18 protein-coding genes are annotated in these 13,047 nt (G+C 72.7%); 6 read left to right on the top strand and 12 right to left on the bottom strand.

Annotated features, from left to right (window positions below):
* Positions 1–66: 66 nt before the first annotated feature.
* Complete coding sequence (locus ACFWJB_RS21590) at positions 67–702, bottom strand: aerial mycelium formation protein (protein WP_385458131.1); 636 nt, start codon at positions 700–702, stop codon at positions 67–69.
* Positions 703–872: 170 nt separating this feature from the next.
* Between ACFWJB_RS21590 and dtd the strand changes: the two genes are divergently transcribed.
* Positions 873–1,298 (top strand): D-aminoacyl-tRNA deacylase, encoded by a 426-nt coding sequence (gene dtd, locus ACFWJB_RS21585; protein ID WP_385458129.1) that lies wholly within the window; start codon positions 873–875, stop codon positions 1,296–1,298.
* A 33-nt stretch (positions 1,299–1,331) separates the two neighbouring features.
* Here the strand turns inward: dtd and ACFWJB_RS21580 are convergent, their stop codons facing one another.
* Genes ACFWJB_RS21580 through ACFWJB_RS21570 form a run of 3 tightly spaced genes read right to left on the bottom strand, consistent with a single transcriptional unit; the run spans position 1,332 to position 3,336 of the window.
* Positions 1,332–2,297: a YgfZ/GcvT domain-containing protein gene (locus ACFWJB_RS21580; protein WP_386924094.1), complete on the bottom strand. Its 966-nt coding sequence runs from the start codon at positions 2,295–2,297 to the stop codon at positions 1,332–1,334.
* Positions 2,298–2,306: 9 nt separating this feature from the next.
* A complete protein-coding gene (locus ACFWJB_RS21575) occupies positions 2,307–2,744 on the bottom strand; it encodes a Fur family transcriptional regulator (RefSeq protein ID WP_385458125.1) in 438 nt (145 codons plus the stop codon).
* Between the two features lie 16 nt (positions 2,745–2,760).
* Entirely contained in the window at positions 2,761–3,336 is a 576-nt protein-coding gene (locus ACFWJB_RS21570; RefSeq protein WP_385458124.1) for an FABP family protein, read from the bottom strand.
* A 250-nt stretch (positions 3,337–3,586) separates the two neighbouring features.
* Here ACFWJB_RS21570 and ACFWJB_RS21565 point away from each other — a divergent pair, with 250 nt between their 5' ends.
* Positions 3,587–3,949, top strand: a complete 363-nt coding sequence (locus ACFWJB_RS21565; protein WP_386924091.1) for a DsrE family protein — start codon at positions 3,587–3,589, stop codon at positions 3,947–3,949.
* Positions 3,950–3,968: 19 nt separating this feature from the next.
* On the opposite strand, the gene ACFWJB_RS21560 is transcribed toward ACFWJB_RS21565, so the two are convergent.
* From ACFWJB_RS21560 to ACFWJB_RS21525, 8 genes are all read right to left on the bottom strand, one after another.
* Complete coding sequence (locus ACFWJB_RS21560; protein WP_362489740.1) at positions 3,969–4,229, bottom strand: DUF3099 domain-containing protein; 261 nt, start codon at positions 4,227–4,229, stop codon at positions 3,969–3,971.
* A 96-nt stretch (positions 4,230–4,325) separates the two neighbouring features.
* Positions 4,326–4,613: a DUF1416 domain-containing protein gene (locus ACFWJB_RS21555; RefSeq protein WP_004986406.1), complete on the bottom strand. Its 288-nt coding sequence runs from the start codon at positions 4,611–4,613 to the stop codon at positions 4,326–4,328.
* Between the two features lie 35 nt (positions 4,614–4,648).
* The gene (locus ACFWJB_RS21550; RefSeq protein ID WP_385458119.1) at positions 4,649–5,494 is read right to left on the bottom strand and encodes a sulfurtransferase; all 846 of its coding nucleotides are present in this window, start codon (positions 5,492–5,494) and stop codon (positions 4,649–4,651) included.
* Positions 5,495–5,621: 127 nt separating this feature from the next.
* The gene (locus tag ACFWJB_RS21545) at positions 5,622–5,702 is read right to left on the bottom strand and encodes a putative leader peptide (protein WP_350310325.1); all 81 of its coding nucleotides are present in this window, start codon (positions 5,700–5,702) and stop codon (positions 5,622–5,624) included.
* Between the two features lie 237 nt (positions 5,703–5,939).
* Positions 5,940–6,677, bottom strand: a complete 738-nt coding sequence (locus ACFWJB_RS21540; RefSeq protein WP_385458117.1) for a DUF2993 domain-containing protein — start codon at positions 6,675–6,677, stop codon at positions 5,940–5,942.
* Between the two features lie 147 nt (positions 6,678–6,824).
* The gene (locus ACFWJB_RS21535; protein WP_386924088.1) at positions 6,825–8,222 is read right to left on the bottom strand and encodes a hypothetical protein; all 1,398 of its coding nucleotides are present in this window, start codon (positions 8,220–8,222) and stop codon (positions 6,825–6,827) included.
* A gap of 2 nt (positions 8,223–8,224) precedes the next feature.
* On the bottom strand, positions 8,225–8,479 hold the full coding sequence (locus ACFWJB_RS21530) for a MoaD/ThiS family protein (RefSeq protein ID WP_385458113.1): 255 nt from the start codon (positions 8,477–8,479) through the stop codon (positions 8,225–8,227).
* A gap of 62 nt (positions 8,480–8,541) precedes the next feature.
* On the bottom strand, positions 8,542–9,402 hold the full coding sequence (locus tag ACFWJB_RS21525) for an alpha/beta hydrolase (RefSeq protein ID WP_385458111.1): 861 nt from the start codon (positions 9,400–9,402) through the stop codon (positions 8,542–8,544).
* 234 nt (positions 9,403–9,636) lie between these two features.
* On the opposite strand from ACFWJB_RS21525, the gene ACFWJB_RS21520 reads away from it, so the two are divergent.
* The 4 genes from ACFWJB_RS21520 to ACFWJB_RS21505 all read left to right on the top strand — a co-directional run bounded on the left by ACFWJB_RS21520 (position 9,637) and on the right by ACFWJB_RS21505 (position 12,977).
* The gene (locus ACFWJB_RS21520; protein WP_386924085.1) at positions 9,637–10,410 is read left to right on the top strand and encodes a winged-helix domain-containing protein; all 774 of its coding nucleotides are present in this window, start codon (positions 9,637–9,639) and stop codon (positions 10,408–10,410) included.
* 62 nt (positions 10,411–10,472) lie between these two features.
* A complete protein-coding gene (locus ACFWJB_RS21515) occupies positions 10,473–11,495 on the top strand; it encodes a LacI family DNA-binding transcriptional regulator (protein WP_386924083.1) in 1,023 nt (340 codons plus the stop codon).
* Positions 11,496–11,682: 187 nt separating this feature from the next.
* On the top strand, positions 11,683–12,762 hold the full coding sequence (locus tag ACFWJB_RS21510; RefSeq protein ID WP_385458105.1) for a S1C family serine protease: 1,080 nt from the start codon (positions 11,683–11,685) through the stop codon (positions 12,760–12,762).
* A gap of 17 nt (positions 12,763–12,779) precedes the next feature.
* Positions 12,780–12,977: a hypothetical protein gene (locus ACFWJB_RS21505; protein WP_386924081.1), complete on the top strand. Its 198-nt coding sequence runs from the start codon at positions 12,780–12,782 to the stop codon at positions 12,975–12,977.
* Positions 12,978–13,047: the final 70 nt, after the last annotated feature.

Genomic DNA, 13,047 nt, shown 5'->3' with positions numbered 1-13,047 from the left:
ACCCGCCGCTGTGACGGCCCGGGTTCACCGGGCTCTGCGGGGCGGCTGGAGGAAGCCGCTCCCGCGTCACACGAGCAGGTCGTCGACTTGTGCTTCCCCCTCACGGTACCGGCGTGCGATCTCCGCGCTGCAGTCGTCGGCCGTCCGCTGCAGGTGCTGGCGCCGCAGGGAGACCTGCTGCTCGTAGCGCACGAGGCGGCCCATCGCGGCGGCCAGCTCCGGGTCGGTGCGGGCCGTCAGGTCGGACAGCTCGACCTCGCCGAGCATCTCCGCGGCCAGCCGCCGGCCCTCCTCGCTGCGCGGCGTGCCCAGCGTCACATGGCGTGCGGAGGACCGCTGCCGGGCCGGCGCGTCGGTCAGGATCTCCGACAGCCGCTCCACGACGGACGCCACGGACTCCGCGGCCGTCACGTCCGGATCCACCGCGGACGCCGGCCCGCGCCGGGCCAGCTCCGCCCGCAGGATGTCGATCCGCCCCTGCAGCAGCCGCCGTACGTAACTGAGATCGGCCTCCTCGTGCCGGGCGTCCCGGCGCAGGGCGCGCAGCTCGGGCAGGCTCAGCACGGGCAGGCCGGGCTCCGGCGGGCCCACGGGCAACTCCGGGCTGTCCGTGCGCTGCACGGGCGGCCGGGGCGGCTCCAGGCCCCCCGGGCAGGTCCACGCGACAGTCCCGGTCGGCTGCCCCGTACTCGGTGTGCTCATATCCCTCAACCGTCCCCTCGACCGGCGTCCGGCAAGCATCGTGCCACCCCAAGTGGCCACTATGTGACCGAGTGCCCCCGATCGGCCCCAGATGGGGGGTTACGGAGCGAAAAGAAGCCCCCGTACGGCCCGCCCGCCGGGCTCCCCGGACGGCACGGCATCATGGCGGCATGCGTGCGGTGGTGCAGAGGGTGGACGGCGCGAGCGTCGTCGTGGACGGCGAGACGGTGGGCGCGATCGAGGGCGAGGGCCTGTGCGTCCTGGTCGGCGTGACCCACGAGGACACCGTGGAGAAGGCGGCGCAGCTCGCCCGCAAGCTCTGGTCGGTGCGGATGCTGCACGAGGAGAGGTCGTGCAGCGACGTCGGCGCCCCGCTCCTGGTGATCAGCCAGTTCACCCTGTACGGCGACGCCCGCAAGGGCCGCCGCCCCACCTGGAACGCCGCCGCCCCCGGTGACGTCGCCGAACCGCTCGTCGACGAGGTCGTCGCGCGGCTGCGCGCGCTGGGCGCGACCGTGGCGACGGGCCGCTTCGGGGCGCGGATGCGGGTGTCCCTGACGAACGACGGCCCGTTCACGGTGCTGATCGAGGTCTAGGGCCCGGTCCGGACGACGGGCCCCAGGGGCCTCCTACGGCTCCACGACCGTCTCCTGGGCCGCGGCCGTGGTCTCGGCGAGCAGCGGGGCGTCCACGGGCACGTTCCGCTTGACCAGGGCGAGGGCGACCGGGCCGAGCTCGTGGTGGCGTACGGACGTGGTGACGAACCCGATCTTGCGGCCGTCGGGCCCGTCGTCGGCGAGGCGCAGCTCGGCACCGGCGGGGGGCAGGTGGACCTCGCTGCCGTCCAGGTGCAGGAAGACCAGCCGGCGCGGCGGCTTGCCCAGGTTCTGCACCCGGGCGACGGTTTCCTGTCCCCGGTAGCAGCCCTTCTGGAGGTGCACGGCCGTGCCGATCCAGCCCAGCTCGTGGGGAATGGTGCGGTGGTCGGTCTCGAAGCCGAGGCGGGGCCGGCGCTGCTCGACGCGCAGCGCCTCGTGGGCGAGGATCCCGGCCGGCGGACCGGCCTCGGCGGCGAAGGCCTCCAGCTCCTCGCGCGGCAGGAAGAGATCACGGCCGTACGGCGTCTCGCGCACGACGGCGCCCTCGGGGGCCGTGGCGATGGACCCGGCCGGCAGGTGCACGACCGCGGTGTCCGCGGTGCGGTCGGCGACCTCGACCCGGTAGAAGAACTTCATCGACTCCAGGTAGGCGATCAGCGCCTCCTGGCTGCCGGGCTCCACGTGGGCCCAGACGGTCCCGCCGTCGTCCACGAGGTACAGCGCGTGCTCGATGTGACCGTTGGCCGAGAGGATCAGCGCCTCGGTGGCCCGGCCGGCCGGCAGCTCGCTGACGTGCTGGGTGAGCAGCAGGTGCAGCCAGGCCAGCCGGTCGTCGCCGGTGACCGTGACGACCCCGCGGTGGGAGAGGTCGACGAAGCCGGTGCCGTCGGCGAGGGCACGCTGCTCGCGGAACAGGTCGCCGTAGTGGGCGGCGACGCCTTCGTCCACACCCTCGGCGGGGACGGCGCCGGGCAGGGACAGCAGGGGGCTCTTCATATGCCTAGCCTACGACTCGGCGGCGGGGCCCTCCGGAGCGCAGTCCCGGCACCGGCCGAAGATCGCGAAGTGCTTCATGTCCGTGTCGAAGCCGAACTGTTCGCGCAGCTTGGCGGTGAACTCGGCGGCCACCGACAGGTCGGCCTCGATGACGCTGGTGCAGTCCCGGCAGACCAGGTGGATGTGGTGGTGCCGGTCGGCGAGGTGGTAGGTGGGCGCCCCGTGCCCGAGGTGGGCGTGGCTGACCAGCCCGAGCTCCTCCAGGAGTTCCAGCGTGCGGTACACGGTGGAGATGTTGACCCCCGACGCCGTCTTCCTCACTTCGCCGAGGATGTCGTCGGGGGTCGCGTGTTCCAGGGTGTCGACGGCTTCGAGCACCAGCTGCCGCTGCGGGGTCAGCCGGTAGCCGCGCTGCCTGAGGTCGCTCTTCCAGTCGGTGCTCACCACACCCAAGAGTCTAGGACTACTTGAAGAAAGCGATCCCGTCGTCCGGCATGTCGTCGGGGAGGGCCTTGGCCCAGCGCTCGACGTCCTCCGGGGTGACGACTTTCTTCAGGTGCGCCGACATGTAGGGGCGCAGCTCGACCTCGGGGGTCTGCTTCTCGCCGACCCACATCAGGTCGCTCTTGACGTAGCCGTACAGCCGCTTGCCGCCGGTGTAGGGCTGGGAGGCGGCCGTGCGGGCCACGGCGTCGGTCACCAGGTCGATCTGCGGCTTCTGGTCGGCCATCTCGCCGTACCAGATCTCGATGACGCCGTCGTCGCGGGTCATCGTGACCTCGACCTTGCGGTGGGCGTCGATGCGCCAGTAGCCGTGCTCGGACTCCAGCGGGCGGACCTTGTTGCCGTCCTGGTCCAGCACCCAGGTGTGGGACTGGTACTCGAGGAAGTCCCGGCCGTCGTGGCCGAAGGTGACCTCCTGGCCGAAGTTGCACTTCTCGGCACCCGGGAAGTCGTGCACGCCGGCGCCCGCCCAGTCGCCGAGCAGGAAGGCGAGCGGGACGAGGTCCTTGTGGAGGTCGGACGGGATCTCGATCATGAGCAGAACTTCCTGGCGTGAGGGGTCAGCGCTGGCCCTGGTACAGCTTCTTCACGGTCAGTCCGGCGAAGGCGAGGACGCCGACGCAGACCAGGACCAGCAGGGTTTCGAAGAAGATCTCCACGGGTGCTCCTCGATTGAGCGGGGTGCGGTGCGTGCGCTGTGTGCACAGGGCCGGGGCCCAGCTTACGCGGCCGGGCCGGAGGGCACCGGACGAGGTGTGCCCTCGCGGCGGCCGTACGATGCGGCCATGGCGAAGAAGCTCGTGATCAAGGTGACGGCGGGGGCCGATGCGCCCGAGCGGTGCTCTCAGGCGTTCACGGTGGCGGCGGTGGCCGTGGCCAGCGGGGTCGACGTCTCGCTGTGGCTGACCGGCGAGTCCGCCTGGTTCGCCCTGCCGGGCCGCGCGGCCGAGTTCGAGCTGCCGCACGCCGCGCCGCTGCCCGACCTGCTCGACGCGCTGCTGGCGGGGGGCCAGGTGACCCTGTGCACGCAGTGCGCGGCCCGCCGCGACATCACCGAGAAGGACGTCCTGGAGGGCGTGCGGATCGCGGGCGCCCAGGTCTTCGTGCAGGAGTCCCTGGCCGACGGCACGCAGGCGCTCGTCTACTGAGCCCGCCGGGGCGCCCCCGTCAGCGGCCGCGGCGCTTGCCGTCCAGCTCGTCCCACCACTCGTCGGACTTCGCGTCGCCCGAGGGGTCGTCCCACCAGCGGTCGTCGGGGCCACGGCGGTTGGCGACCATCGCCGCCAGCGGGGGGATGACCATGGCCACCACGCACATGCCGACGGCCGCCGGGACGGACCAGAGGCGGACGACTCCCCAGGCCAGCACGAACAGCGCGATGCAGGTGCCCATCATCACGAAGTAGACGTGCCGCCGCCGTGCGTACATACGTCCAGCGTAGGTCCGTGCACGCCGAAGGGGCCGCACCCCAGGCGTCCAACCCGGTGGGTGCGGCCCCTCGGCCGTGGTGTGCCGCGTCCGCCGTCAGACGGCGATCGCGACCTCCGCCAGCCCGCCCTGCTGGGCGACGACGGTGCGGTCGGCGGTGCCGCCCGGCACGAGCGCCCGTACGGTCCAGGTGCCCTCGGCCGCGTAGAAGCGGAACTGGCCCGTCGCGGAGGTCGGGACCTCCGCCGTGAACTCGCCGGTGGAGTCCAGCAGACGGACGTAGCCCGTCACCGGCTCGCCGTCGCGGGTCACCTGACCCTGGATGGTGGTCTCACCGGGCTTGATCGTCGAGGCGTCGGGGCCGCCGGCCTTCGCTCCGCACATGTCGTACTCCTGAGGGGGTTGGTCGGTCGGGGTGGTTACTTCGCGGCGCCGAGCTCGATCGGCACGCCGACGAGGGAGCCGTACTCGGTCCAGGAGCCGTCGTAGTTCTTGACGTTCTCCACGCCCAGCAGCTCGTGCAGCACGAACCAGGTCAGGGCCGAGCGCTCACCGATGCGGCAGTAGGCGATGGTGTCCTTCGCCAGGTCGACCTGCTCGTCGGTGTAGAGCTGCTTGAGCTCCTCGTCCGACTTGAAGGTGCCGTCGTCGTTGGCGTTCTTGGACCACGGGATGTTGCGGGCGGACGGGACGTGGCCCGGACGCTGCGACTGCTCCTGCGGGAGGTGGGCCGGGGCGAGCAGCTTGCCCGAGAACTCGTCGGGGGAGCGGACGTCGACCAGGTTCTGCGCGCCGATCGCCTCGACGACGTCGTCGCGGAAGGCGCGGATCGACGTGTCCTGCGGCTTGGCCTTGTAGTCGGTCGCCGCGCGCTCGGGCACCTCGGTGCCGTCGACCAGCTCGCGGGCGTCCAGCTCCCACTTCTTGCGGCCGCCGTCGAGGAGCTTCACGTTCTCGTGGCCGTACAGCTTGAAGTACCAGTAGGCGTAGGACGCGAACCAGTTGTTGTTGCCGCCGTAGAGGACCACGGTGTGGTCGTTGGAGATGCCCTTCTTCGACAGGAGCTTCTCGAAGCCCTCCTGGTCGACGAAGTCACGGCGGACCGGGTCCTGGAGGTCCTGGGTCCAGTCGATCCGGATCGCGTTCTTGATGTGGTTCTTGTCGTACGCGGACGTGTCCTCGTCCACCTCGACGATCGCGATGGTCGGGTCGTCCAGGTGGTCCTGCAGCCAGTCGGCGTCGACCAGGACGTCGCTGCGGCTCATGCTTTCTCCTCCGGGGCAGTTGCGGCGGGGCGTGCGAGTGAGAGGGCGTGCGCGCTCATGCCGGAGCGGCGCGCGGGTGCCCTGAGCAGGGCGGTGAGGGGAACCGGACGGCGGTGTCGCCGTCCGCTCAGAAGGTGCGACAGAGCATGGCGGCAACGCGGCACAGGTCCACTGCCCGCCGCTTCGTGAGATCCGCCTGTCGCTTCATAGCCCCGATCGTAGGGACGGATACCGGGCCATGTCACCGGCGTGTCGCATGATGAGACACGATCGTCCGCACTGTGGGATCAGGGTCCTGCCCGAGCGCCGCCCGGCGACCCGTCGGCCCGCCGCGCCCACCTTCACATCTGCGGTACGGACATCGGCGTCTCGCCTGTCGGACGCCGACTCGCTCCCGCCGGTCGGCGGGCGGTCCGTGGGCCTCCCCGGGGGGCCGACCGTCGTCCTACCCGGCCAGCTTGACGCCCGAACCCTTCACCGAGATCTCGACACCGTTCTTCGCCGCCTCGACCTTGTCCAGCTTGATCCCGCCGGGCAGCTCGTCGATGGTCTGCTGGAAGTCGGTGATGGCCCGGATCCGGGACTCGGCGAACTGCTTGCCGCCTATGGTCGGCAGGCCGTCGGCGACCACCTCGACGTTGTCGTCCTTGACCTTGACCGAGCTGAGCACGTCGACCGGCTCGGGCAGTTCGACGCCCAGGACCGTGGCCTGGAGAGCGACCTTGATCTTGCCGTTGCCGCCGTCGGAGAGGCCGACGACCTTGGCGGTGATGCCGGGCCCGATGTCCGTGGGCTCGGACTTGGCGGCCTTCATCAGCTCGTCGTAGCCGATCGTCGCCGTGCCGGTGGCCGTGGCCGCGGTGGCGGAGCTGAAGTCGCCGGAGAACTCGACGCCCTTCATGTCCGCGCGCAGGTCGTCGATGCGGATCTTCTCGGTGCCGTCGCCGGTGGCGGCCTCGTAGTCGTGGATGCCGACCTCGACCTCGTCGAGTTCACCGCCGGCGAGCTGCGTGAGGAAGGGGAAGCCGTTGATGGACACGTCCGGCGTCGAGGCCAGGTTCTCCGTGGTGCGCAGCTTGTCCGCCGCCCGGTCCTCCGCGAAGTTGACCGCGATCCGGTCGGCGATCACGAAGAGGCCGCCCAGGATCACGACGACGACCAACAGTATTCGCAGTGCGCGCATGCGAGTGTTCCCCACCAGTAGGCGTCAACGGCAGCGGTCTCCCGACGACCGGCGGCCGTCCAGCGCGAGCCTAACGCGGTGGATGACGGCCGCCGGATTTTGTCGATCACCTGTGACAGGAGGAACGCGAGTGCCTCGCGGGCCGGCTCAGCCGAGCGCCCGTCCGAGCACGTACACGGCCGGTGCCGAGGCCGCCAGCGGCAGCGCCACACCCGCCGTGAAGTGCACGAACCGGGACGGGTAGTCGTAGGCCGCGACCCGGTGCCCGATCAGCGCGCACACGGCCGCGCCCGCTCCGAGCAGCGCCCCTGACGTGCCGAGGTCCGTCACCGCGCCGGCCGCGAACCCGGCGCCCGCCGCCGCGAGCAGTGCGACGAGCACGGACGCGGGCGTCGGCAGCGGCAGCGCGCGGGCCACGACGGCCACCGCCACGGCGACCGCGCCGACCGTCACCGCGTCCGCGTCGGCCGCGAGGTACCCGCCCGCGACGACGGCCAGGGCCGTCGCGGCGACGGTCGCCATCAGGCCGTACATCCGCTCGTCCGGGTCGGCGTGCGACCGGAGCTGCAGGACGAGGGACAGCAGCACCCACACGCCGAGCGTGCCGAGGAGCGCCGCCGGGGAACGGTCCGACGCCAGCATCGCCGCGTCCGCGGCCAGCGCGCCCGCGAAGCCCAGCGCGATGCCCTGCCGGGCGGGCCACATGCCGTTCAGCCGGAACCAGCCCGCCGCGGTGACCGCCTGGAGGACGACCAGCGGGACGAGCAGCGCGTACGTGCCGACCGCGGCCGCGCCGGCCAGCAGCAGCCCGAGCAGCGCGGTGAGCGCGGCCGGCTGCATCCCGGGGTCGATGATCGGCGAACGCCCCTCGGCGCGGGCCCGCTGCGCGTCGGTGATCCGGGCGTTGCCCGCGAGGGTGGCCGGCCCGTACTCGGGCCCGTCGGCGGAACCGGCGGAACCGGCAGCCGCCGGGGAAGCCGGGGCGGCCTGGGGCTCGGGGGCGGTGGGGGCCGCCGGAGGCTCGGAGGCGTAGGGCTGCGGCTGCGGCTGCGGGGTGTACGCCTGGGGCTGGTACGGCTGCGGCTGGGGCTGCGCCTGGTACTGCTGCGGCTGCCCCTGGTACTGCTGCTGCTGGGGCTGTGCCTGCTGCTGCCCTTGATACTGCTGCTGCGCGTGGTGCTGGGGTGCCTGTGGCTGTTGCGGTGCCTGTGGCTGTTGCGGCTGGTACTGCTGCTGCGGGTGCGGCTGGTACTGCTGTGGTTGCGCCTGGTACTGCTGCGCTCCGTGGGTCTGCCCGCCGTACCCGCCGCCGTACGAGCTGTCCCCCTGCGGCGGCAGGTAGGCCGTCTCCTCCGCCGGCACGGGCGGTTGCAGCTGGGTCTCCCAGGTCTGTCCCTGCCACTGCTGCGTGTGCTCGCCGCTGTCCGGGTCGTCGTACGCCCGGTGGCCCTGCTGGTGCTGTCCGGGCCACACCTGGGCGTCGTACCCCTCGTGTCCCGGGTACGGCTGATGCGGCTGCTGTCCCTGATACGGCTGGTCGGTCATCGTCACCCTCCCGCGAACGGCGGGAGCACCTCGACCGTGCCGCCCTCGGCCAGCCGCACCGTCTCGTGCGCGCGCGTGCCCACCGGGTCGCCGTCGACGAGGAACGAGCAGCGCGACAGCACGCGCGTGAGTTCGCCGGGGTGGCTCTCGCGCACCGCGCCGAGCGCGTCGGCGAGGGTGGCCGCCTCGTACGGCTCCTCGGCCACTCCCGCCGCGGCCTTCGCGGCGGCCCAGTAGCGCACCGTGACCTTTGCCATCTGGATCCTTCGTCGCCGGTGCCGGTCGGCGTCGGTGCCGACCGGCGGTGAACACCGTCAGGCTAGCCCGCCCGCGACACGGCCCAGTCGCCGATCCTGCGCAGCAGCTCCTCGCCGGAGGCGTGCTCGGCGTGGCCCATGCCGGGCTCCACCCAGAGTTCGCCGTGGTCACCGGCCGCCTCGGCCAGCATCCGGGGGTGGTCCAGCGGAAAGTAGCCGTCCCGGTCGCCGTGCACGACGAGCAGCGGCGTCGGCGCGATCCGCGGCACCGCCTCCACCGGTGACAGCGGCACCGGATCCCAGTCGCGGTGGTGGATACGGGTCCGCAGTCCGTAGCGGCCCACCAGGCGCCCGGCGGGGCGCATCACCAGCCAGTGCAGCCGGCGCATGGGCGCCGTGCCCCGGTAGTACCAGCGGGCGGGGGCGCTCACCGAGACGACGGCGTCCGTACGGGCGGCGCTGTCGCCGCCGTACAGCGCGGCGTGCCGCAGCACCACCGAGCCGCCCATGGAGAAGCCGACGGTCACCACGCGCGCGTGCCCGAAGCCGCGCGCCCAGGCCACCGCCGCCGCCAGGTCCAGCACCTCGCGGTCGCCGACGGTCGAGCGCCCGCCGGAGGCGCCGTGGCCGCGGAAGGAGAACGTGACGACGGCCCCGTGGTGCGCGAACGCCCGCGCGATCCGGCGCACGTGCGGGCGCCCGGCGTCGCCGGTGAACCCGTGCGCGACGACGAACACCAGGTCGGCGGCGTCCCGCCGGGCCGGCCCGGGCTCGTACACCGCGTCGATCCGCACCCCGTCGGACGTGCGCAGGAACGTCCGCGCGGGCGTGCGGCGGGGCCTCCGTCCCGCCGTCTCCCGGGGCGTCCCGGGATGCGGACGAATGGTGGAACGCGCCACATGACCTGCCCGACCGTCGCTCATGTCGGCTATTCTGCTGGGCAGAGGACTCGGGCGACGTAGCCCCCGGGTCCTTTTGTGCTTTCGGGAGCGTTCACCAGCGTTCACCTCCCGGACCCGCAGCGGACCCCGCGGGCGTGGGATCCGCACCGTTCGAAGCAGTGCCGTAAACGTCCTCGCAGGGACCGAGGAGGAACCAGACGTTATGGGCGAGCGAAACGTGCACGACCGCAGGACGACCCAGGCAGGTGGGGCGCGATGAGTTCTCTGCTGCTCCTGACCAACGCCCTCCAGCCGTCGACGGAGGTGCTTCCCGCCCTCGGCCTGCTGCTGCACAACGTCCGCGTGGCCCCGGCGGAGGGGCCCGCTCTCGTCGACACCCCCGGCGCCGACGCGATCCTCGTCGACGGGCGCCGCGACCTCCCCCAGGTCCGCAGCCTGTGCCAGCTGCTGCGCTCCACGGGCCTCGGCTGCCCGCTGATCCTCGTCGTCACCGAGGGCGGCCTCGCCGCCGTCACCGCCGACTGGGGCATCGACGACGTCCTGCTGGACACCGCCGGTCCGGCGGAGGTCGAGGCCCGGCTGCGGCTGGCCACGGGCCGCCGGCAGATCGTCGGCGACGACTCCCCCATGGAGATCCGCAACGGCGACCTGTCGGTCGACGAGGCGACGTACTCCGCCAAGCTCAAGGGCCGGGTCCTGGACCTGACCTTCAAGGAGTTCGAGCTGCTGAAGTACCTCGCCCAGCACCCGGGCCGGGTCTTCACGCGCGCCCAGCTGCTCCAGGAGGTGTGGGGCTACGACTACTTCGGCGGCACCCGCACCGTCGACGTGCACGTACGGCGGCTGCGCGCCAAGCTCGGCCCCGAGCACGAGTCGCTGATCGGCACCGTCCGCAACGTCGGCTACCGCTTCGTCACGCCCGAGAAGCCGGAGAAGAAGGAGCGGGCCGCGGAGGAGGCGACGGCGAAGGCCGGGGCGAAGGGGGACGCCGTGGAGGCGGCACCCGCCGCGGCCGAGGCACGAACGTGACCGGGCGGACCGAGGGCTGATACGCCCTGCCCGGAGCGGGTCCATCCGCGTAGACTCCGCGCGTGGCCAAGGTGACTCGGGATGATGTGGCGCGGCTGGCGGGGACTTCGACCGCCGTCGTCAGCTATGTCATCAACAACGGACCCCGGCCGGTCGCCCCGGCCACGCGCGAGCGTGTCCTCGCCGCGATCAAGGAGCTGGGGTACCGGCCCGACCGGGTCGCCCAGGCCATGGCGTCGCGGCGCACGGACCTCATAGGCCTGATCATCCCCGACGCCCGCCAGCCCTTCTTCGGGGAGATGGCGCACGCCGTCGAACAGGCCGCGTCCGAGCGCGGCAAGATGGTCCTCGTCGGCAACACCGACTACGTCGCGGAGCGCGAGGTCCACTACCTGCGGGCCTTCCTCGGCATGCGGGTATCCGGCCTGATCCTGGTCAGCCACGCCCTGAACGACCTCGCCGCGGCCGAGATCGACGCGTGGGACGCCCGGGTCGTCCTGCTGCACGAGCGCCCCGAGGCCATCGACGACGTCGCCGTCGTCACCGACGACCTGGGCGGCGCCCAGCTCGCCGTGCGCCACCTGCTGGAGCACGGGTACGAGTACGTCGCCTGCATGGGCGGCACCGCCGACACCCCGTCCGTCGGCGACCCGGTCTCCGACCACGTCGAGGGCTGGAGGCGGGCGATGAAGGAGGCCGGGCTCTCCACCGAGGGCCGGCTCTTCGAGGCGCCGTACAACCGCTACGACGCGTACGAGGTGGCCCTGGAACTCCTCGCCGGGCCGCACCGCCCGCCCGCGATCTTCTGCTCCACCGACGACCAGGCGATCGGCCTGCTGCGCGCGGCCCGCGAGCTGCGCCTCGACGTCCCCGGCGAGCTGGCGGTGGCCGGCTTCGACGACATCAAGGAGGCGGACCTGGCCGACCCGCCGCTGACCACGGTCGCCTCCGACCGGTCGGCGATGGCGCGGTCCGCCGTGGACCTGGTCCTGGACGACGGGCTGCGGGTCGCGGGCTCGCGGCGGGAGCGGCTGAAGGTGTTCCCGTCGCGGCTGGTGGTACGGCGGTCCTGCGGCTGCGAGTAGCCTCCGGCGGCTGTGCGGCTGTGCGGCACGGGTGCCATTCGGCGGTCTCTCGGCTGCGGGCCGGGCCTCTTCACGGCGGCTCGGCGACTGCGGGGCGGGGCCTCTTTATATCGGGCATACGAGGTTCTGCCGGGCTTCTCAGGCGGGACTCAGAAAGCTCTCATCCGCGGGCGGGAAGCTCATGAACATGACCGAGAGCTTCCGCCGCAGCGGCGAGTACGAGAACGCGAATCCGTACGTCACCCCCTACGAGGGCGCCGGGCAGCACGCCTCCTCGCCGGAGCCGGAGAGCCGCACGAGCCCGGTGAACCCGGAGTGGCCGCCCCCGCCGGCCCTGCCGCCCCACCTTCCGGCGGCCGCGGCACCGCAGGAGCCCGGCCGGCCGCCCCGCCGCAGGAGCCGGCGCGGCCCGGTCGCCCTGCTCGCGGCCGTGGCGATCGTCGCGGCGGCCGTCGGCGGCGGCACCGCCTTCGGCATCCAGGAGCTGACCGGCGGCGACACCGTCGCCTCCAGCTCCACCAGCACCACCGTGGTGCCCTCCAGCCAGAAGGGCACGGTCGCCGGCGTGGCCCGGGCGGTCAGCCCGAGCATCGTCGAGATCAGCGCGACCTCGAACGCCGGCTCCTCCACCGGTTCCGGTGTGATCATCACCGGCGACGGCGAGATCATCACCAACAACCACGTGGTGTCCGGTGCCTCCTCGGTCAAGGTGACGACCAGCGACGGCAAGCAGTACGGCGCGCAGGTCGTCGGCACCGACAGCAAGAAGGACCTGGCGCTGATCAAGCTGGAGAACGCGTCCGGCCTGACGACCGCCACCCTCGGCGACTCCGACGGCGTCCAGGTCGGCGCCCAGGTCGTGGCGATCGGCTCGCCCGAGGGCCTGACCGGCACCGTGACCAGCGGCATCGTCTCGGCCCTGAACCGCGACGTGACCGTGTCGACCGACGAGGGCCAGCAGCAGCAACAGCAGCAGCAGGGCGGCCAGTGGCCGTTCGAGTTCGGCGGCCGGCAGTTCAACGGCGACACCGGCTCGTCCACGACGACGTACAAGGCGATCCAGACGGACGCCTCCCTCAACCCGGGCAACTCCGGCGGCGCGCTGATCGACATGAACGGCAACATCATCGGCATCAACTCGGCGATGTACTCGGCGGCCGGTTCCTCGTCCTCGGCGGACGCCGGCAGCGTCGGCCTCGGCTTCGCCATCCCGATCAACACGGTCAAGGCGGACCTGGCCACGCTGCGGGCGGGCGCCCAGAACTGAGCGAAGGAGCACAGTCCATGATCCAGCGGATCGCCCACGCGGCGACGTCCACCGGCGGCGGCCCGGCCGCGCTCGCCCTCGCGCTCGAGGTCGCCGCCGCGCTGCACCCGCCGGCGCCCCGGCCGCCGGAGGTCTCGGCCCGCGCGGCCACCCGTGCCCCCGCCCGCCGGGCGGCGCGCCGCTCCGCGCACCGCCGTCGCGCCGCGCGGGGCTGACCCGGACGCACGACGCCGCACCGTCCGGCGTCCCCGTCCCGGGGCCCGCCCCGACGTGCGACGCTGAAGG

It is taken from the genome of Streptomyces sp. NPDC127100 (assembly GCF_042724095.1).
In the GTDB taxonomy this organism is placed as follows: Bacteria; Actinomycetota; Actinomycetes; order Streptomycetales; family Streptomycetaceae; genus Streptomyces.
Note: the sequence above shows the minus strand (reverse complement) of the source record. Positions and strands in the feature narration are given on the sequence as shown.

Bases quoted from the DNA above. Each gene is read 5' to 3' on its own strand.
- ACFWJB_RS21505 (WP_386924081.1), top strand. From the start codon at position 12,780: ATGATCCAGCGGATCGCCCACGCGGCGACGTCCACCGGCGGCGGCCCG.
- ACFWJB_RS21520 (WP_386924085.1), top strand. From the start codon at position 9,637: ATGAGTTCTCTGCTGCTCCTGACCAACGCCCTCCAGCCGTCGACGGAG.
- ACFWJB_RS21550 (WP_385458119.1), bottom strand. From the start codon at position 5,494: ATGAGCCGCAGCGACGTCCTGGTCGACGCCGACTGGCTGCAGGACCAC.
- ACFWJB_RS21560 (WP_362489740.1), bottom strand. From the start codon at position 4,229: ATGTACGCACGGCGGCGGCACGTCTACTTCGTGATGATGGGCACCTGC.
- ACFWJB_RS21555 (WP_004986406.1), bottom strand. From the start codon at position 4,613: ATGTGCGGAGCGAAGGCCGGCGGCCCCGACGCCTCGACGATCAAGCCC.
- ACFWJB_RS21540 (WP_385458117.1), bottom strand. From the start codon at position 6,677: ATGCGCGCACTGCGAATACTGTTGGTCGTCGTCGTGATCCTGGGCGGC.
- ACFWJB_RS21590 (WP_385458131.1), bottom strand. From the start codon at position 702: ATGAGCACACCGAGTACGGGGCAGCCGACCGGGACTGTCGCGTGGACC.
- ACFWJB_RS21525 (WP_385458111.1), bottom strand. From the start codon at position 9,402: ATGAGCGACGGTCGGGCAGGTCATGTGGCGCGTTCCACCATTCGTCCG.
- ACFWJB_RS21565 (WP_386924091.1), top strand. From the start codon at position 3,587: ATGGCGAAGAAGCTCGTGATCAAGGTGACGGCGGGGGCCGATGCGCCC.
- ACFWJB_RS21570 (WP_385458124.1), bottom strand. From the start codon at position 3,336: ATGATCGAGATCCCGTCCGACCTCCACAAGGACCTCGTCCCGCTCGCC.
- ACFWJB_RS21510 (WP_385458105.1), top strand. From the start codon at position 11,683: ATGACCGAGAGCTTCCGCCGCAGCGGCGAGTACGAGAACGCGAATCCG.
- ACFWJB_RS21545 (WP_350310325.1), bottom strand. From the start codon at position 5,702: ATGAAGCGACAGGCGGATCTCACGAAGCGGCGGGCAGTGGACCTGTGC.
- ACFWJB_RS21535 (WP_386924088.1), bottom strand. From the start codon at position 8,222: ATGACCGACCAGCCGTATCAGGGACAGCAGCCGCATCAGCCGTACCCG.
- dtd (WP_385458129.1), top strand. From the start codon at position 873: ATGCGTGCGGTGGTGCAGAGGGTGGACGGCGCGAGCGTCGTCGTGGAC.
- ACFWJB_RS21530 (WP_385458113.1), bottom strand. From the start codon at position 8,479: ATGGCAAAGGTCACGGTGCGCTACTGGGCCGCCGCGAAGGCCGCGGCG.
- ACFWJB_RS21580 (WP_386924094.1), bottom strand. From the start codon at position 2,297: ATGAAGAGCCCCCTGCTGTCCCTGCCCGGCGCCGTCCCCGCCGAGGGT.